This is a genomic window from Dyella terrae, assembly GCF_022394535.1.
Lineage (GTDB): Bacteria > Pseudomonadota > Gammaproteobacteria > Xanthomonadales > Rhodanobacteraceae > Dyella.
In genome coordinates this window covers 376,120-398,076 of sequence record NZ_CP089414.1, presented here as the reverse complement: position 1 = coordinate 398,076, position 21,957 = coordinate 376,120, and the positions used below count along the sequence as shown (strand labels likewise).

Genomic DNA, 21,957 nt, shown 5'->3' with positions numbered 1-21,957 from the left:
ATATCCACGGATTGGGAATAACACGAACAGCACTCGCAAGAAATTACATTGCATTCGTATGCCTTGAATGGATTCAAGGATATGCCGCAATTACTTCGATAAATAAGCAACAATATCTTACGAATTAGGTTGGACAAATCGGACCTGACTGCACAGTCAATGCCTTTCGATGCGCGTTTATTTGATGCTGTCGCCGATGGATTAATGATTATTTTTCTCCAAAAAAATATCGTTAAATCATGAAGTTAAACATAATCGTTGCGCTAGACAGGCCAACGCTTACGACAACCCTTCATGTAACAACGCGGCGTCGCAAAATCACAAGACTGCAATAGAACTTCTTATTGCTGTCCGCATTAACACGCGGTAATTTGTTGCCGTCATGACAGGGGGTGCCGGGTCACCGGTGCTATGGCAGCGCTACAGGGAGAGAGTGCTCGTGAAACCCATCTTTGGGTTAGTTCTTGAGCAATGCAGGAAGCGGAGCAAGGCGTTGAAAGCTATCGCCCCAGTCGTTCTGGGGGCCATGGCAATCTTCACTCCCGCGCCGTCGAGCGCAACAGATTCGTATGACTGCCTGATCGAGCCCGCACAGACGGTGGAACTCGGCACGCCGGTCAGCGGATTGCTCGAACGCGTCACGGTGAAGCGCGGCGACAAGGTCGCGCGCAACGAAGTATTGGCGACGCTGGAATCGCACGCGGAACAGACCGCCGCGGATCTTGCACGCTACAAGTCTCAATTGAATGGCCCCACCGAGCTTGCGCAAAGCAAGATCGAGTTCTCGCAGCGCAAGTTCGATCGTCGCCATGAGATGTCCGAAGCGAAACTCATGGCCAAGCAGGAAAGCGACGACGCCGAGTCGGAGCTGAAGCAAGCGCAGGCCGAACTGACCGAGGCGAAGGAGAACCGCGAGGTCGCTCGCTTGGACTATCTGCATGAGGCGAGCCAGCTGAATCTGCGCACCATTCGCAGTCCGTTCGATGGCGTGGTGGTGGATCAGATGATGTGGCCAGGCGAGATCGTCGAGCCTGGCGCCAGCAAGCACGGCGTACTGAAGGTTGCCCAGTTGAATCCGTTGCGCGTCAGGGTCGTCATGCCCTTGCGCGCCTTTGGCACGCCGCGTTCCGGCATGACAGCTACGGTGGTTTCGGAACTCGATTCCAGCACGACGTATACCGCCACGATCAGCAGTATCGACCGCATCGTCGATGCGGCGAGCGGCACGTTCGTGGTCTTCATGGATTTGCCCAATCCCAAGCTTGACCTGCCTGCCGGCGTCAAGTGCAAGGCGACGCTGCACCCGAAGTAGCAGGACGACCCATTTCGTAGCGCGGTGTTCGACGCGCCACTCCGGCTTGCGCAGGTAACGCGACAAGCCGCCAAGACATTCTTCGGCAGTCTGCAAGGGCTGCGACAAACAAACAGGGAACCCGTATGGAAAACGGCGGCATTGATAACGCGCAGAAGGCCAACCAGGACGGCGCAGAGCATCGCACCCCAGCCATTCGCTTCGAAGCGCTCGAGCCACGCGTGCTGCTGTCGGGCGATGTCAATCCCGCCGCACTTTCCATTACCGGCTCGCTCAGCCAGCCGGGGCAGCAGAACCACTATCAGTTCACGGTGCAGAACGACAAGCACGTCGTTTTCGACAGCCTGACCAATCGCAGCGATATCAGCTGGACGCTCAGCGGCCCCAATGGACAGGTGGCCAGCCATAACTTCTCCGACGACAGTCAGCCATTCCTCGACCTGACTGCCGGCACGTACACCATGACCATCAACGCATCCGGTGACGCCACGGGTGCGTATGCGATGCGCATCGTCGACGCCAGCGCGGCGGCCAGCCTTACGCCAGGCACCCAGATCAATGACACGCTGACGCAAGGCAACGAGATCAGCGTTTACAGCTTCGACGCGACGGCAGGGCAGAAGTTCTTCTTCAACGCTGGTGGCGTCAACTCGACGAATGGCAGCTATGCGAACGTCAACTGGCGTCTGATCGACCCCTACGGGCGCCAGGAAGGTTCCGTCAACGATCTCAGCTCCAACAACGGTCCGTTTGCCGTGCAACGCAGCGGTGAGTACCTGCTGCTGGTGGAAGGTGCTCAGACCAACACCGCGCCCGTCAACTACTCGTTCACGCTCAATCCGGTCAACGATACGCAGAGCGCGTTGACGCTGGATCAGTCCACTACTGGCGCCATCACCCAATCGGGCCAGACCGCCAATTACAATTTCAACCTCGGCGCCACGACATCGGTACTGTTCGATCGACTGAGCAACGCCAACTTCGACTGGTCGTTGCTTGGGCCCAACGGGCAGATCGTACAGAGCCGCCACTCGTATCAGGAGCAGCCGAATGCGCTCGAGCTCGGCGCCGGCAATTACACCCTTTCGATCAACTACGACAACAGCACTACCGGAAGCTATGCCTTCCGCCTGCTCACGGCGGCATCCACGCAGGCGCTCAGCACCAACACGGCCGTCACGGACAGTCTCGACAATCCTTATGGCTCGCACCTCTACAAGGTCTCGCTGAGCCAAGGGCAGAAGCTGTATCTGAACGGCCAGGCGCCCACCAGCGGTAGCGTCGGCTGGCGACTACTCGATCCCTATGGTGTGCAGGTAAGCAACGGCACGCTGGGAAACAACGGCGACCCGTTCACCGCCACCGTTGCTGGCGACTATTGGCTGGTCATGCAGGGCAGTAGCGGCAACGCTGCCACGGCCGCGGTGAGCTATGGCTTCCAGTTGGACAGCGTGCCGGATCTGGCGGCGGTATTGACGCTGGGCGCCAGTGTTTCTGGCAACGTCGCCCTGCCCGGCCAGTCCACGGTCTACAGCTTCCATCTCGCCGCGGCGACACAGCTGGCATTCGACACGCAGAGCACGCGCAACGACATCCTGTGGTCGCTCAGCGGCCCCAACGGACAGCTGGTGCAACGTCGCCCGCTGGGCCAGAGCGATGGCAGCAGTGCCTACAGCGTGGTGACCGTGCCGGCCGGCGATTACACGCTGACCGTCCAAGGTACCGGCAATGCCACAGGCGCCTACGCCTTTACCTTGAACGATCTGGCCGCAGCTGCCACGCTCACACAGGGCACGCCGGTGAGCGGCACGCTCAATCCGGGCAACGCCGCCACGGCCTATCACTTCACCGCCGTAGCCGGCGACAACGTGAAGTTGCATAGCATCAGCGTCACCGGCGGCAGCGCCACTTGGCGCATTGTCGATGCCTATGGGCGCGACGTGGCCGGCGCCAACAACCTGGCCAGTGACAGCAACGCCATCGGCCTTACCCTGGGCGGCAGCTACACGTTGTTGATCGAAGGTGCGGCAGGCAACACCACGCCGCTCAATTATCAGGTGGAACTGGACACCACCGGCAATGTGGCGCCGACGCCGCTGCCGACGGGCGACACGCTTAGCCTGGGCAGTGCCACCGCAGGCAGCCTGGCGACATGGGACGCGACCAAGACTTACCGTTTCACGCTCGGCAGTGCCACGCAGCTGCTGTTCGATGCCACCTCCCCGAGCAACAGCAGCACGGTGTGGACACTCACGGGGCCGCGTGGCATCGAAATCAATCAGGGCAATGTGTTCGGCAGCGCATCCATCCTTGACCTGCCTGCCGGCGATTACGCGCTGACCCTGCAGGGCGCGCAGTATTCCTGGAGCTATTCCGGCGGCGGCTCGTATGCGTTCCGCGTAGTGGACACGTCCACCTTGCCCATGGCGACCTTGGGTCAGGCCACCTCGCTGACCCGCACCCCGGCCAGCGCCACTGCCGGTTGCCGCATTCAGGCCAGCGGCGGCACCAAACTGGTGCTCAACGGCAGTTTCAACTACTACAACACCTGGGAACTGATTGACGCTTACGGCCATGCACTGCCCGCGCAGCAGGGCGACACGCCAGGCAATATCTACAGCATCCCGGCCGACGGCATCTACACCCTGCTCGACGTCGGCTACAAGTACGACGGCACGGCGTCGCGCACCGACACTGTCACGATCAGCCAACAGGATGTCACCACCACACCGCTGAGCTTCAACGACACGCTCAGCGGCAGCCTGACCGGACGCCAGAGCCTGGCCACGTACACCTTTACGTTGGGCCAACCGCAGACGCTTACGTTGGACGCATTGTTCAACGCGAACGGCCAACGCCCCACCAATCTGCAATGGCTGATCCGTTCCAGCAACGGGACCAGCTACGGCTGGAACAGCTTCAGTGCAACCCAGTCGCAGTTCCTGGCGGCGGGGCAATACACGTTGGTGCTGGGGAATACTGCTGACACGCCCACCAGCTTCTCGTTCCGGTTGCGCAATCGCGATTCCGCGCAGGCACTCACACTCGATACGCCTGTGCAGACCACGGTGGCGGGCGATCAGGCGAGCATCTACCGTTTTACCGCCAACGCCGGCGATCACTACTACTACCAGGCCAGCCAAACCGGCTACGGCGTGTACTGGTCGCTGCTGCGCAGTGACGGCACGACCGTCAGCAGCGGCTACACCGGCAACAACACAACGGACATCCCGATCACCAGCACGGGTGAATACACGCTCGTCTTTAATCACTACTACTATTCAAGCGCTGCTGCGACCATCGGCTTCACGCTCGGCCATCGCACCACCACGGCGTCAGCGCTCAGCCTGGGTGCAGATACCACCGGCAGCATCGCCCAGCCCGGTCAAAGCGTGCAATACAGCTTCACGCTGAATGCACCGACCACGGTACTGATGAATCCCGGCCAGTACGGCTACAACCTGCAGTGGAGCCTCACCGGGTCACGCGGTACGGAAGTGTCGCTGCTGGGCTTCAACAACGGCACCAACCTCATGTCGCTCCCCACCGGCACGTATGTGCTGACGGTGGCGTACAGCGATCTGTCGACCGGCAATTTCGATTTCAGCCTCACCGATACGTCGACCATGCCGGTGCTTGCCGCCGACCAGACGACCCATGCCGCTTTCACCAGCAGCGGCCAGGGGCAGAGCTTTGTGCTCAACGTTCCGGCTGATGGCAACTACAGCATGGACGCTCTCTACGCCGGCTCCAACGCGGAGTGGCACATCCGCAACCTGCAGGGACAGAACGTCATCAGCAGCTGGCTCTCCGGTGGGCCGAGCAATCCCTTCCAGCTGATCGCCGGGCAGTACCTGGTGACCTGGGACTCGCCCAGCAGCGCCAGCATGGGGGTGGATTTCACCCTGCGAAACGTCGTTACCGTCGCTCAGCCGCTGACCCTCGGCACGGCCGTGAGTGGAAGCATCGGGGACATCGCCCAGCGCCAGGAATACGACTTCACACTCAGTGCTCCCACGCGCGTCTTGTTCGATAGCCTGAGCTCGCGCACCGATATCACCTGGCAGCTGACCGGTCCTGACGGAAACATCATCAATCCGACCACGCTCGGGGGAACGCAAGGCAGCGTCGCCGCCGATCCGATCGCATTGAACGCCATCGGCAACTACCGCCTCCTCATCGTTCCGGTGGCTCACGCCATCGGCAGCTTCGCCTTCAACCTATTGGACATGGGGGCCGCGCCCGCCTTCGTTACGGGCGTCGCGCAATCGATCAAACTGGTGCCGGGCAACAGCAGCACGGTGTACACCGTCAATGCCCATGCCGGCGACTACCTCAGCCTGCATGTCGGCGGCCTGACCGGTGGCAACGCCAGCGTCACGCTGGTCGACGCCAACGGCAACAAGATCCTGGTCACCACGGCACTTACCGGCGCGGACAGCTTCATGCTGGCGTTGCCACACGATGGCGCCTATCAGCTGATCGTTGCCGGCGCCGTGGGCAACACGGCCGAAACCGACATCACTTACGACGCCCAGCTGACCACACCGCAGCAGGGGACCGTGAACCCGGGTACGGATATCAATGGCACCACCAGTACGGTGGGCGTGCCCGATTCGTACCGCCTGGCGCTCAATACACCCACCAAGCTGTTTGTCGATGGCCTTGCCGGCCTCAACCAGCAATGGGTTCTTCGCGCGAGCAACGGCAACATCGTTGCCTCCGGTCAGCTTGGCGCCATTTCACCCGTGGTGCTCACGCCGGACGTCTATACGCTGCAGGTTTTGGCCAACAGCAGCAGCGCACTGGGCGCCTATGGCCTGCGAGTGGTGGACCTGTCCACCGCCACCGCCCTGCCCCTCGGCCAAGCCACCCAAGGGAATATCGTTGACGGCCATGCGCTGGTCTACAGCGTAACGAGTACCGCCGATCAGGCGGTGCTGTCCTTGCAGGTCGCCGCCGCAGCCAATGCTGGCGCGCAGATCCTCGTCTACGATGGCGCCTGCAACCTCATTGCATCCGGCACGAACGCGCTGGCGCTCACCAGCATTGCCAATGGCGTTGCCAGCGGCATGACGCGCTACGTTGTGATCGCTGGCGGCAACGCCGCCAGCTACACGCTCACGGCTACGCAAAGCACCACATCGGCCACCGCATCGAGCGGGCTTGGCCTGGGCGCATCGCTCAATGGCAACCTGGCTGCCATCGGCGACAGCACGACCTATCGCCTTACCGTCGGCTACGCGCAGCAACTGCCCTTCGCGCAGTTGCTGCGTGATCTTGGCTCCAGCGGCATTCACTGGCAGCTCACCGCCGTCGGCGCGGCGACTGCTGCACCGTGGCAGGACCAGAACGCCGCGTACTACCAGAGCCTGATGCTCGCCGCTGGCGACTACAACCTCACCATCGCTGCCACCGCCAATAACGCCAGCTATGCGCTGGAGACGATCGACAGTGCGCAAGCGCCCACGCTCAGCAACGCTACCGCCAGTGGCACGCTGGCCATCGGCCAACAAGCGGCTGTCTTTCGCTACAGCCAGGACAATCCCGCCGCCTTGAGCATCAGTCTCAGCGGCGCAGACAGCTGGACACTGTACGACACGCAAGGCAATCAACTGGCAAGCGGGGTGGCTGGCAGCCCCATCAATACGCCGTTGCTTACCGATGGCAACTACATGCTGCTGATCAGCCGCGCCTCCGCCGCGGCCAGCACCAACTACACGCTCAGTGCCGCGCCTCAGTCGCTGCCCGTGGCCAGCGATTCGGCACCGATCACGGGAGCACTGACCGCCAGTGCACCACTGAATGTGTATAGCTTCGACCTCGCCACGTCCGCGCTGATGCAGCTGCACGATGCGGGCTCCGATCAGGGGCTGCGCTGGAGCATTGTGCCGGTCGGTAGCGCGCCTTCATGGAATACGCTCGGCACCGATTCGCAGCCGCAGCGGTATGCCGCAGGCGATTACCAATTGTGGGTCAGTGGCAACGGTGCAGCAGCCAACTACATACTTCAGCTGCTGAACCTCAGCGCCGCGCCGCAACTAACGGCAACAACAAGCGGCACGCTGGCCGGCGGAAAAAGCGCGGCCGCTTACGGCATCAATCTCACCCAGGCTTCGGCCATCCACCTGAGCTTCGGCACGGGTACGCCGCCGGCCTTGCAATGGGCGCTGTTGAACAACTCGAACGGCTCGCAGATCGCATCAGGCCAGACCGGTGCCGACGTGGATGTGGCCGCGCTTTCCACGGGCCAGTACACCCTTGTCATCGAAGGACAGCCTGCCGCCGGAGCCACGGCGGCCGATGTGGCCTATACCGTCACGGCAACGCCCTTCACGCCACCCGCGTGCGTCCCTGGTCAGGAAATCAGCGGCACGCTGGACAGCAATAACCCGCAAACCAGTTATCACCTCAGCCTGCCCACCGGCGGCCAGGTGTTGCTGTACGACACGGGCAGCGACAGCGGCGTCAGCGCCTATATGCTGCAGGACGTCCAATCCTCGACGTCCATCGGCAATGGCGGGCTCTACACCCTCACTCCGGGTGATAACGACATTGTCATCAGCGGCAGTGCCACAGGCCTGCACTACCAGTTCGCCGTACTGGATTTCGCCAACGCCCCGGCATTGCCGGTCGGCACTGCGGTGCCCGCGCAATGGAATGCGGGACAGAATGTTTCCGTCTACAGCTTCACCAGCGACGGCGTAACGCCACTGAGTTTTGGTGCGGCAGCCACCGCTGGCACAGGTATCGGCTGGACGGTGTACAACAGGCAGGGCAATGTCGTCACCAGCAGCAACCAGGGCGGCGACGTTTCGCAGTTGTTGCAGAGTGGCGACTATCGCCTGGTGGTATATCGCAGCCCGGCCAGCACCGGCGCCCTTGCCTACTCCACCACGCTCAATCCGGTGGCCATTCCCACCACCGCACTCACCCTGGGGAGCACCCAGTCGCTCGCGCTCGACCCGACAACGGCCTACCGCGCGAACTATACGTTCACGCTCACGTCGTCGGGCCGCTTCATCGTAGTGGCGCCGGATGTGTCCACCGCCAATGTCAACTACAGCATCGTCGATGCACAGGGCGTGCAATACGCGATCGGCCAGATTCCCTACGGCGTCAGCTCGCCGGATAACATCGTGCCGATCCAGCTGCAGGCCGGCACTTATACGCTGCGTTTCGACGGCAGCGAGAACAACAGTTCGGCCGTTGCCACCGATTTCCGCCTGATCGATATGGATGCGGGCGCCACGCTGTCCGTGACCTCTCCGGCCACGGTGTCGTTTATTTCGGAGGACGATCTCAGCACCATGCATGTCGCCGCGAATGCCGGCGATACGCTCGATCTCTCGATCTACATGAGGGATTCCAAGACCGCCAACTCCACCGACTATGGCAACTGGTGGGTGATCGATCCGAACAATCACGTGGTGCTCAGCGGCCAGGCGCGCCAGGCCACCAGTACCGCGACCCTGCAACTGACCGAGAGCGGCAACTATGCCGTGCTCGTGAGCTACGCCGACCCGGGCTTGAGCGTTACGCTCAGTGCGACGCTGGCCAGCCATACCGATCTGCCTGCGCCCACTACGTCGACGCTGGTTCCCGGACAGGAGGTGACGCAGTCCGTTGCGCAAGGCACGCCGGCGCTCTACACCTTCAACCTGAGCCAGACATCCCTGGTTTCCCTCAGCGGACTGGCAAGCACCGGTGCAGCGCAATGGCAGCTTTACGATGCCAGCGGCTCCCTGCTGACTGGCAGTTTCTCGCAGAACCAGACTTCGTCTGGCATCGTGCGCCTGGCCGCCGGCTCCTACACCCTGCAAGTGAGCGCGAGCCCGGAAGACGCTGCTCCATCGGCAGCCAATGTCGACTTCACCTTGCTCACCCAAGCCCAGGCTGTGGTGCTGGCATCGGGTAACGCAGACGTACCGGCGACCCCGGGCATGTATGCCCTCCCGGTTTCCGCAGAGCAGGATTACTACTTCAGCAGCCCGGCACGTTTCCAGTACACGGTCTACCGTCAGGATCTTTCCGTGGCCTATACAGGCTATAGCGACAGCCTGCAGAAATTGCATGCCGACGCGGACAGCACTTGGTACGTGGTCATCAACCAGGGCGGTAGCAGTGGTAGCTCCGCCGCCATGAGCATGGTGGCCAGCACCACCACCAACACCGGGCCCACGCTGCATATCGCGACGGCGACCGCGCTTTCACTGGGACAGATCGCTAGCGGTTCGATTGCAGCCATGGGCGCGAGCGTCTACAGCCTGTCCGTAAGCAGCGATTCCTTCGTTAGCATCGGCGTACCCACCTTGCCAGGGCTCTCGTTTGTCCTGAGTGGGCCTGATCTCAGCGAAACAACCTTGTCCAATGGCAGCGACCCCATTCACCTGGGTCCCGGCAACTACACGATCGTCGTGACGAACAGTGGCGGTACCAATGCGACATACAGCCTTCTGTGCCAGGCACTCGACGGCACTGCACCGCAAGTCACACTCAATGCAGCAGGCAGCCTGACCTTCAATAGCGCGGGGCTGGCGGTCTATCGCCTGCAAGGTTCGGCCAACGAGCAGTTGTACTACGCGCCTCAGGATGGTGAAGACGGCAAGGCGCACTGGACGATCTATGACGCCAACGGCGCTTACGTTTGGGACGACGCCGCCAACGCTACCGATGCGCTTGCGCCGTTGCCCGCTGACGGCACCTACTACGTCGTGTGGAATCTCGACCCGGGCAGCACCGACCTCAGCGGCGGCAACGTCAGCTACGGTTTCCAGTTCAACACCACACCGCCGCAGAACGTCACGCCGATCACCCTGGGCAGCACGCAATCCATCACTGCCAGCAGTAACGCTACAACCCAGACCTACAGCTTCACGATAACTGCGCCGACTCGCATCGTGCTTGGCAGCCAGAGCGCGGACGCCTCGTTTGGCTGGCTTCTCAATGGTCCGAACCAGTGGTCTACCGGCGACTGGGACGCCAGCAGCACGTCACCGCAAGTGATCGAGCTCCAGGCGGGCACGTACCAGTTCAGTGTGCGACCCGACGCCAATACGGGCGGCCACTTGTCGTTCCTGCTTGCGGACGCCGCCAGCGCCACGATGGTAGGCATCAATACGCCGATCACCGATACCCTCACGCCGGGCAGCACCCGGCTCTACAGCTTCGACAATACAGCAGGCAGCACCCTGCACTATTCGCCCACGAGCATGGGCGGTCTCACCGGCAGTTGGACCATATACAGCCCGACGGGCAACGCCATCGCCAGTGGCGACATGGCTACTGCGCAGGACATTGTCTTATCCGCCAGCGGTCGGTATCTGTGGGCATGGCACGTCAACAGTGCGGCCAGCGCCACACCGGTGGCAGCACAGTTTGCACTCACCACCAGCACCCTGGCTCTCGGTACCTGGCTCTCGCCAAGCTCTCCGCAGAGTTATGACTTCAACGTCCCGGCCGCAACGCATCTGCTGGTCGACATCGGTCAGCTTTATTACGACAACTTCCCCTGGACCATCACCAGCCATGGCCAGGTGATCGCCAGCGGCAGCCTGCACACCACGCAGCAGAATGCAGTTATCGCACTGCCGGCCGGCGACTATCAATTCAACATCGCCAGTTCGCCGAGCGGCTTCTACGGCGTGAAGTTCCGCCTGCTTGATCTCAGCACGGCAACCGCGCTGACCTCCGGCACGGCGATCAGCGGTAGCGATACGATAGGCAGCGCCGAGATCTATCAGTTCAATGCCAATGCCGGCGACATGGCGACGCTCGCCAGCAGCGACAGCAACTTCAACTGGTCGGTCTACGACGCGTTTGGCAACCTGGTGCAGCAGTTACAAAGCGCGGGGTCGATCACCAACCTGCCGCGCACCGGCACCTATTACCTGGTGCGTGATACGCAGGGCAATGGCAGCGCCACCACAGTGGCCTACAACTTTACCGTCACCGTCAGCAGTCAATTGCCATCGCTGACGCTTGGGCAGTCCTTCGCCGCCACGCTGCAGAACGGCAGCACCAGCTACAGCGTGGCGGTGCTGCAACGCTCGATGCTGTGGGTGAGCACGAGCGATTACAACCCCAATGTGAACGTGCAGGTCTTCGACGCACAAGGTGCGTTGATCTACTCGGGCACGCCCAGGGCTGAGAACGATAGCGGCGCCGCGAACAACATGGGGATCGTTCTTCCCAGTGCTGGCACGTACACCTTCAAGATCAGTGATGCCAACGGCAATACCTCTACGCGCAATGTCAACCTGACAGTCAGCGACATCACCAGCGCGCCGGTCCTGTCGACGGATACGATGACCAGCGGCACGGTGAATAACCCAAGTGTCGTGGCGTACCAGCTGAACCTGACGCAAGCCGGCAATTTTTCTTTCAACATGTCGGGCAGCAGCTACTACACGAGGCTTCGCCTGATATCGGCGTCCGGCAAGACGCTGGCATTCAAGTGGATCTACGACAACTCCGGCTATCTCCCGCTGGATGCGGGCAGCTACTACGTGCTGCTCGAAAGCGTCTATAGCAACAGCAGCTACAACTTCTACGTCGACACCAGCGCGCCGCCGCTGCCGCTCAATACGGTGGTCAGCGGGATCCTGCCGACGCATCAGATCGCCACGCACTACACGGTGCATCTGGATCAACCCGGCATCCTGGCCTTCCATGACCTGAGCACGAATGGCAGCAACTACTGGTCCCTGGTGAATGCCAGCGGACAGGTCGTGCTGTCCCCCAACAACAGCACGTCCGGTCTGCTGGCTGCTGGCGACTATGTGCTGACGATCGTCAACAACAGCGCGGATGCGCAGCCCTATAGCTTCGCAGTACTCGACCAAAGCACGGCCACGCCGATAACGGCGGGCACGCCTGTCGCCGCCAATACCACCGACCCGCGCGGCATACAGGTCTACACTTTCGATGCGCAGGCCGGCGCGCAGTACTTCCTCGACGTGCTCGCAGGAAGCAGCACCGGCACCAACAACTACAGCGTGGCACCCAACTGGACCCTGTTCGATCCAGAAGGCCGCGCCGTGATGAACATGGCCAGCATGGCCTATGAGGCTTACCGGGGCTCGCCCACCTACTACGTAGCCGGTGGCTATCCGTTCAACCTCGGTACGCTGGCCGCTGGCGGCCGCTACACCTTGGTGATCAATAACCCGAGCCCGAACAACAGCGCGATCCCGAATCTGGCGTTCAACCTGATCCAGGTGCAGAACCCGCCCACCGTGGTCCTGAACTCGCTGGTCGCCAGCCCGTCGCCGGCGCTGGCAGTCACCTCGGTCACTGTTTCGCCGAACACAGGCCTGCAGACCGGTCAGACCATCAACGTGCAATGGGTGGACACCAACCAAGGCACACTGCCCACCAGCGGCAACTGGAACGATCGCATCATCGTGCGCAACACGGCGACTGGCGCGATCGTTGCCGATGTCACCGTGCCGTATGACGCCAGCGTCTCCGGCAACGGCGTTCTGAACCTCAACGACGCGCGCAATCGCCAGCAGCAGATTCGCCTGCCCGATGGCAACCTGTCCGCCGGCACGCTCAGCGTCACGGTCATCGCTGATTCCGACAACATCTTCAAGGAAACCAGCGCTACCGCCGCGAGCACCCAGATCAGCGTGGCCCTCGCGCCCTATCCCGACCTGCAGGTGCAGAACTTCACGCTGCAGCCAGCCGCGAACTTCCAGCCGGGGCAGACCGTCAATGCCTCCTGGACGACGATCAACGACGGCACGACGGACGTCACGCAACCATGGAGCGAGTTGCTGCAGGTGACCAACCTGAGCACGGGCGCCGTGGTGGCGACGGTAACGCTGCGCGATACGCAAGGCACCCTCGCCGTGGGCGGCACCCGCTCGCGCACCACGAGCTTTACCTGGCCGAACGGCGTCGATGCCTCGGGCAATTTCTCCATCAAGCTGATTGCCGACAGCCTCAACGAGATTGCGGAAGCCAGCCCGGTCAAGACCGACAACACGGCTGAGATCGATCAGGCGGTCGGCCCCGCGCTGCAGGTAAAGAACCTGCAGGTCACCAGCACCACCATCCAAGCTGGTGGACTGGTCACCATCACCTGGGAAGACTGGAACATGGGCAGCAGCGCGACCGGCGCTGCGTTCAATGATCGCATCCAGGTGACGCGCGCCGACAACGGCACGATGCTGCTCAACACCAGTCTGGTGTACGACCCCACGGCCATCACCAATGGCCAGGCCAATGGCTCGATCGTGGCGGGTGACCATCGCCTACGCAGCTTCACCTTCCGCCTGCCGGATGGCCTCGTCGGCGCCGGCAGCCTTGGTATCACGGTGACGGCCGACAGCAACGCAGCCGGCGTGCAGCAGCTGTTCGAAACCAGTATTCAGAACGGCACAGCGACGACGTCTGTGGTATCGGCAACCACGCCGTATGCGGACCTGAAGATAAGCAACGTCAGCGTGCCCGTGACCGGTATCGGCGGGCAGCCCGTGACGGTGAGCTGGACAGTCACCAATAGCGGCCAGGCGTCCACCAGTGACGCATGGAACGACACGATCATGCTCGGCACCAGCGCCACGCCGGGAAGCAACGACATCGTGATCGGCACGGTGCGCCATAACGGCGCGCTTTCGGTCGGTCAGTCGTATATGCAGACCGCGGCGCTGAATCTGCCCATGCTCAATGACGGGCACTATTACATCTACGTCGTCAGTGACTCGGGCGACGAGGTGCTGGAACCGGATACACGCGCCGACAGCACGAGCAGCACCCACCCGATCGCGGTGGCGGCGGCCTACTCCGACCTGAGCATCACAGCGGTCAACGCGCCCACCAGCGTGAACAGTGGCGACAGCATCAACGTCAGCTGGACGGTGAGCAATACTGGTAATGCGCCCACCAGTTCGCCGTTGTGGAACGATCGCATCGTGCTGGCCAAGAGTCCGACGCCCTCGGCGGACGATATTGTGCTGGCCGGCGCCATCACGCACACCGGCGTGCTCACCAATGGCGGCAGCTACACTGGCAATGCGACGCTGAGCCTGCCGCGCGACCTGACCGGCGACTACTACATCCTGGTCTACAGCAACAGCGACGGCATGGTCGTGGAGAACGGCCATACCGCCGACAATCTGTTGGCCAGCAGCGTGATGCATATCGCGCTGGCGCCGGTGCCGAATCTTACCGTCACCAATGTCGCAGGCCCGGCCACGATGCGGCCGGGCGATGCGGTCACTGTGAGCTATACCGCCAACAACACCGGCAACGCGGCAACGACCGGTGCCTGGCGTGATCGCATCTACCTGGATCCAGGCAATGGACAGCTGATCGAAGTCGCCAACCAGCTCTACACCGATGGCATTGCAGCCAATGCCAGCGTCAACCGCAGCGTGACGTTCACGCTGCCGCCTGGCTTTGCGGAAGGGACGTATACGTTCGTGGTGCGTGCCAATGCCGACGGCACCATCTACGAACGTGGCGGCACCGATCACGACGTCGGTCGCGGCAATACCGTGACGGTGGCCAGGCCATACCTGGCGGTCGGTGCCGTGACTGGCCCTGCCACGCTGATGTCGGGCAATGATCTGCACGTGCAATGGACGGTGACCAACAACGGCGCCGTCGCCACCGGCAACTGGATCGACAGCGTGTATCTGGTCCACAACGGACAGACCACCAAGCTGGCCGATGTACCCCAGACCGGCCCGCTCGCGGCCGGCGCGAGCTACACCGGCTCGTATGATTACCAGCTGCCGCTCGCCGCGAGCGGCGAATACGACGTACTGGTAGTTGCCGATGCCAATCACGTGCTCAATGAGCACGCCTACGACCAGAACAGTGCGCAGTCGAGCACGATGGTCTCGCTGGCCCCGTATGCTGACCTTGCGGTGAGCGCCGTAACGGCGCCGACGCAACTGATTGATGACCCCGCGTCGATGGACGTGAGCTGGACGGTGACCAATGCCGGCACCGGCGCCGGCAACAGCACCGAGTGGGTGGATCGCGTGGTGTTGACCACCCACGATGCGCCGGGCAACAGCGACGACCTAGTGCTCGGCACGGTCGAGCATGATGGCGCACTGGCCCAGGGCGCCAGCTATACCGGACAGCTGCACGTGATGCTGCCGCCGGGCACGAGCGGCCGCTACAAGCTGTTCGTCATCAGCGATGCACTCGGTCAGGTCTTCCAGAACAGCCTCACTGCGGTCAACACGGCCCAGGCTTCGCACACCATCGACGTGATGCCCAAGCCCTATGCCGACCTGCAGGTGCAGTCGCTTACCACGCAGGGCAGCGCCAGCAGTGGCCAGTCGCTGGCGGTGAACTGGTCGGTGATCAACAACGGCATCGGCATCACCGACAGCACGCAGTGGTCTGACCAGGTATGGCTGAGCAGCGATGCGGCGGGCAACAACGTGGTGGCGCAGCTCGGCAACGCCGATCATCTCGGCCAGTTGTCGGCGGGTAGCACTTACGCGCGCAGCATCAACGTGATGTTGCCGAACGGCTTGCAGGGCACGTATTACGTCAATGTGCGCACGGCTGCTTCCGGCATGCCGTATGAATTCATCTACGGTCAGGACAACGTGGCACACATCGCGGTGCCAGTGACGCTGTCGCCCTCGCCCGACCTGAAGGTGGAATCGGCCAGCTTGCCGCCGACCGCCATGGAAGGCCAGTTGGTCGATGCGACCTGGACTGTGATCAACCAGGGCCAGGCCGATGCCGTGGGCCCATGGACCGATTCGCTGAAGCTTGTTTCCGTTGATGGCAGCAGCCCGCCGATCGACCTGGGCAGCTTCACCTACGACCAGGTGCTGGCACCGGGCATCAGCTATACGCACGACAAGCAGGTGCTCCTGCCGCTGCACCTCCAGGGCGCCTATCGCCTGGAGGTCATTGCCAACTCCGACGGTGGCATTTACGAGGACCCCGCCGTTCGCGCCGATGCCACGCTGCTCAGCAGCACCGCCTGCACGGTCAGCCTGCAACCGCGTCCCGACCTGATCGTGAGCAGCGTTACCCTGCCCGACCACGTCAAGGCCGGCACCGATGTCGGCATCCAGTACACCATCCAGAACACCGGCAGCGTGCCAGCGACCGGCCAGTGGCAGGACCAGGTGTACCTGTCAGCGAGCGGCCAACTCGATGCCACCGCGCAGCTGGTCGGCACGTTCGCCAACACCAGCGCGCTGGGCAGCACCGAGAGCTACAGCAATGTCACCGGCAGCATCCATGTGCCGATCACCTTCAGCGGCGACTACTACCTGATCGTGGTGGCGAACGGCAACCGCGTCGTCGACACCATCCCCAACCAGTCGAACAACAGCAAGGCCGCGCATTTCTACATCGACTCGGTGCCGTTCGCGGATCTGGTCACCAGCAACGTGACGGCGCCTGACCAGGCCGTGCATGGCGCCAGCATCAATGTCAGCTACCAGGTGACCAACCTGGGCAGCGCGCCCACCAGCGGCCTGACGGCGGATGTCAACAGCTGGACCGATACGGTCTGGCTGGCGAAGGATCCAAAGCGGCCGGGCGCCAACAAGGGCGATGTGCTGCTGAGTTCCAGCACGCATACCGGCAATCTCAATGTCGGCGACAGCTACCTGGGCAACATGCAGGTCACCATCCCCGACGGCACGTTGAGCGGCCAGTACTACATCACCGTCTGGACCAACAGCTACGGCACCATCCTGCAGAACGAGCTGGCGTCCAACACCAATACGGACGACGCCACCCAGATCAACAACGACAACTACAAGGGACGCGCGATCAGTGTGCTGGGCGTTACTCCGCCCGACCTGGAAGTGACTCAAGTGACGGCGCCGACGAGCACCGATGCCGGCGGCAACTTCAGCTTCAGCTACACCGTTCAGAACCAGGGCGATGCCTTCACCGGCAATTGGATCGACAGTGTCTATGTCGCTGACAACCCGGACCTCACCAAAGCCAGGAACATCTGGAAGCTGGGCGACTACAACCAGAGCAGCACGCTCAACAATGGCCAGAGCTACACCGTCAACCAGACCGTACAACTCAGCGCCGGACATCACCGGCCTCTACGTGATCGTGCGGACTGACGGCGATGCCTGGACGCATGCGCCCGAAGCCCAGGTCATGCGCAGCAAGGCCGTGGCCAGCACGGTGGTCGCGCATCCGGCGAACCTGCAGGTCACCGCCGTGCAGTGCCAGCCGCAGAACTACTCCGGCGAGACTACGCAGATCAGCTGGACGGTAACCAACAACGGTCAGACAGTGTGGCCGGGCAGCACCGGCTGGGTGGATTCGGTGTACATCAGCACCGACCCCACGTTCATTCCCTCCCGCGCCACGGCCCTGGGTGCGTTTGCTCACTACAACACCAGCGGTCTCGCCGCGGGCGGCAGCTATACCGCGACAGCCAACGTGCAGTTGCCGCCGGGTACCGATGGCACCTACTACATCTACGTGATCGCCGATAGCGATTACTCCAGCAACGGTGGACTGAACGGCCCCGCGCCCAAGACAGCGCCGCACACCGACGACATGAGCGGCGGCACCAACAGTAATGAACTGAACTACTACGCCTACCACGCGTACGAAGGTGGCAATACAGCCGGACGTATCGGCAGCGGCTCGCTGAACATCACGTACCGCGAGCCTGACCTGCAGATCCAGAATGTCAGCATCTCCAACGCTACGCCGGACTCGGGCGACCTGGTGACGCTCACCTGGACCGTCACCAACACCGGCACGCGCGCCACGCGCGCCACCAGTTGGAACGATGGTGTGTACCTGTCTACGGACGGCTCGCTGGAGTCCGGTGACTATCCGCTGATCGAGGGTTCGCTCTACAACAACCCCGCCCGCGTTCAGGCCGTGTCGATCATCGGCCCTGACGGCAAGCCGGCCTATCTGCAGCCGGGCCAGTCGTACACCGAAACCGCCAGTTTCCATATTCCACAATCGATCGGCGGTAAGTACTACGTACTGGTGAAAACCGACACCACGACGGTGAAGGACTGGCTGTACAGCACGCCCAGCGCCATTCGCGAAGGCCTGGATGTGGTGACGGGCAGCGGCCAGGGTGCCGTGCCCGTGTATGAGAGCACCGGCGCAGGCCGCATCTCGTCGATTCCGATCAACGTGGTGCAAGTGACGCCGCCGTATCTGCAGGTGGCCACGGTCACCGCACCACAGGCGGTGACGGCTGGTCAGAGCTTTACCGTGAACTACCACGTCGACAACAACGGCGGTGCCACGCCGGGCGACCAGAGTCAGTGGTACGACATGGTGTACGTGTCACGCGACCGCACGCTGGACCTGCAGCACGATCGCTACCTAGGCTACATAAGCCATACCGGCGGCCTCGCCGCGGGTGCGGGCTACGATGGACAGTTCACCGTCACCGCACCGAAGGACCTGGATGGTCCCTACTACGTGTTCGTGGTGACCGATCCGGCCAATGTGTTCGGCAGTGGCCCCGATGGTCATGTGCTGGAGTTCCGTCAGGACAAGAACAACGAAACCGCCGCCGCGCAGCCGATGCTGATCAACGCGCCGCCGCCGGCCGACCTCGTAGTCGGCACCGTGACGGTGCCGCCGACGGCAACGGTGGGCGACCAGGTCACGGTCACCTACAACGTCACTAACAACTCGGTGAATCCGGCTACCGGCAGCTGGACCGATGCGATCTACCTGTCGCAGGACAACACCTGGAGTGTGGGCGACATCCTGCTCGGCAAGGTGGTGCACAGCGGGGACGTAGTCAGCAATGCGGGCTATACGGGAACACTGACTGCGCAACTGCCGCCGCTGAAGGACGGCAGCTGGCGCATCATCGTGCGGCCGGACATCTATGAGGAAACCGGCTCGCCGGAGACGATGACGGCATCCGCAGCCGCCATTCAGACGCAGGTGCCGACGCTCAACATCGCCAGCCCGCTGCAGACCACGCTCTCCAATGGCGACGTGCAGTTGTACAAGGTCAGCGTTGCCGCGGGACAAACCCTACGCGTGATGCTCGATGCGCTGGAAAGCAGCGGCGACAACGAGCTGTATATCCGTTACGGCGATGTACCCACTACGTTTGCCTACGACGCCGCCTACAGCAATGCGTCCTCCGCCGATCAGCAGGTGGTGATCCCCAGCACGCAGGCGGGTGATTACTACATTCTGGTGCGCTCCCGCAGTGGCACCAACGTGCCAACGACGCTGCGTGCCGATCTGCTGCCGTTGTCCATTACCCAGGTTACGCCCGACAGTGGCGGCGTGAGCGATGACGATCATCGCTGGGTGACGCTGGATATCTATGGCTCCGCCTTCCAGGCTGGCGCCATCGTGAAGCTGTCGCGCCCCGGCGTGTTCGAAGCCGAACCGTCCCGTTGGCAGGTGCTCGACGCCACACATATCCGCGCCATCTTCGATACGCGCAACTTCCCGCTGGGGCTGTACGACGTCACCGTCACCAACCCGAATGGACAAAGCGTCACCGAGGCGGATCGCTACCTCGTGCAGCGCGGCATCGAGGACGATGTCACCATCGGCATCGGCGGACCGCGTACGCTCGATCCGGGCAGCGAAGGCACCTACAGTGTCTCGCTGCAGAGCCTCACCAATGTCGATACGCCGTACGTGCGCTTCGACTTCGGCGCGGCGGAAATGGGCTACAACAAGGACTTGCTGGACAGCCTGAACCTGCCGTACGCGGTGTTCGCCTCGAATGTCGGCGGCTCGCCGTTCGGCAATGTCGATGGCGCGCCGGCCAATACGCAGAATTACGGTCAAACGCCCGGCACGCAGACGCGCACGGATATTCCGTGGGCCTCACTGGACGGCACGGAGAACACCTTCGGCTACAACCTCGCCCCGGGCTACGCGTTCGACGTGGCCGACCAGGGCACGGTCAGCATGACCTTCCAGTTGCAGACCTACCCGGGTCTCACCGCATGGCTCAACGGCGACTTCAACGCCCTGCGCCAGGCGCTGTATGCCACGCATCCGGACTGGCAGGCGGAAGGTCTGCTCGACAATGGCGTGAGCGACCTGGACAAAATCCAACAGGGTCTCACCGCGCGATTCAACAATCCGAAACTGCGTGCACTCGACGATCAGGAGGCACTGTCCGAATCGTTCCAAATGAACATCGTCGGTGCCGCCACGGCGCTGACACGCGACGAATTCATCGCCGAACAGACCACGTACGCGCTGAAACTGCGCAGCGCGATCCTGGCCGACCAGAGCGCCCCCACCGCGCTGAGTGTGCTCGCCGCGGATGCGTCGCAGTGGGTAGCCGGCTATCTGGCCGCGCTGGAACAGGCCGGCATGCTGCAACCCGCCGACCAGGCGCCGCCGATCAGTACCGATCCGCAGGTGGTCAGCCTCAATGCCACCCTGGCGGCCAGCATCCTGTTGTCGAAGGGCGGCGACAGTTATCGCACACAGGCTGACATTGCCGGCTTCTTCAGCAAGGTACAGCAGTGGTATGGCAACACCGCTTCCTACGCTGGTGACCCCAATGCCGCACAGGACGGCATCGATCATTACGAAACACGCACCGACCAGCAGGGCGATAGCGTGGAAGTGCCGGTGCCTAAACTTGCCGATCCGTCGAGTTTCAACCAGAACGCTGGCGTGACGCTGCAATTCGAGAACTTCCGCGTCTTCGTCGGCAACCAGTCTGAGCTGGAATACCTGCGTTCAGAAGGCCTGCTTGACCAGCAGTTCAACCCGCTGCCGGGCAAGAGCCTGAATCTTGCGCAGTACCTGCAACTGGTGGCGCAACAGAAGGGCGCCACGCAGGCGGCCATCAGCGTGCAAGGTCCGCAAGGTACCTCGGTGGCCAGTGATGGCTCGGTCTACGTGCCCGCCGCGACGCCCCTGCCCTACAGCTTTGCCTTCAGCAATCCCGGCGCCACAGGCGTGGGTCAGATCCGCATCGTCACGCAGCTCGATCCCAGCCTCGATCCGCGCTCGCTGCGTCTGGGCGATCTCAAGATCGGCGACATCAATATCCATGTCCCTGCCGACCGTGCGAACTTCCAGGCCGATTTCGATTTCACGGCGAGCAAGGGCTACATCCTGCGCGTGAGCGCGGGCATCGACGTGGCTTCGGATATCGCCACCTGGCTGATCCAGGCGATCGACCCGAACACCGGTGAGGTGATGCAGAACGTCACCAATGCCCTGCTCGCGCCAGTGAGCGGTCAGAGCGCCGCGCAAGGTGGCTTTGTCAGCTTCACCGTCGCCGCGCTGGGCAGCGCTACCACGGGTGCGAAGATCACCACGCAGGCGCGCATCTTCTTCGATGGCGCTCCGCCGATCGACAGCACACCCGTCGCCACCACGCTCGATGCCAAGGCGCCGACCACGGCGGTGACGGTCACCTCACTGGGCAACAACACCCAGGGTGCGCCCACCTATGACGTGAAGTGGAACGCGCAGAGCGACGCCAGCGGCATTCGCTTCGTGACCGTGTATGTCGCCACCAATGGCGGCGACTTCCAGATCTGGCAGCGCCAGGTCGATCCGGGCACCACGGAGGCCGTGTTCACTGGTGTCGCCGGCAACACGTACGAGTTCCTGGCCGTCGCCACCGACAACGCCGGCAACCGTGAAGCGGCCAATGTCACCAATGCAGTGCTGCCGGATGACGGCGCGCGGCAGGCCGT

At 62.5% G+C, this 21,957-nt stretch carries 3 protein-coding genes (1 of these 3 only partly in view); all 3 read left to right on the top strand.

The genetic code is table 11. The features are described from left to right. Positions 1–526: 526 nt before the first annotated feature. Entirely contained in the window at positions 527–1,312 is a 786-nt protein-coding gene (locus DYST_RS01595) for an efflux RND transporter periplasmic adaptor subunit (protein ID WP_239949539.1), read from the top strand. A 125-nt stretch (positions 1,313–1,437) separates the two neighbouring features. Then, positions 1,438–17,388, top strand: coding sequence for a CARDB domain-containing protein (locus DYST_RS01590; protein WP_239949537.1), 15,951 nt, complete (start codon positions 1,438–1,440; stop codon positions 17,386–17,388). Further along, on the top strand, positions 17,309–21,957 hold the start of the coding sequence (locus DYST_RS01585) for an Ig-like domain-containing protein (protein WP_239949536.1). 16,597 nt of this gene lie beyond the right edge of the window; the window shows 4,649 of its 21,246 coding nt (coding positions 1–4,649); its start codon is at positions 17,309–17,311; the stop codon falls past the right edge of the window. Before DYST_RS01590 ends, DYST_RS01585 begins: the two co-directional genes overlap by 80 nt.

What these genes read in the sequence shown, in the direction of transcription:
- DYST_RS01590 (WP_239949537.1), top strand. Translation starts at nt 1,438, where the DNA reads ATGGAAAACGGCGGCATTGATAACGCGCAGAAGGCCAACCAGGACGGC.
- DYST_RS01595 (WP_239949539.1), top strand. Translation starts at nt 527, where the DNA reads ATGGCAATCTTCACTCCCGCGCCGTCGAGCGCAACAGATTCGTATGAC.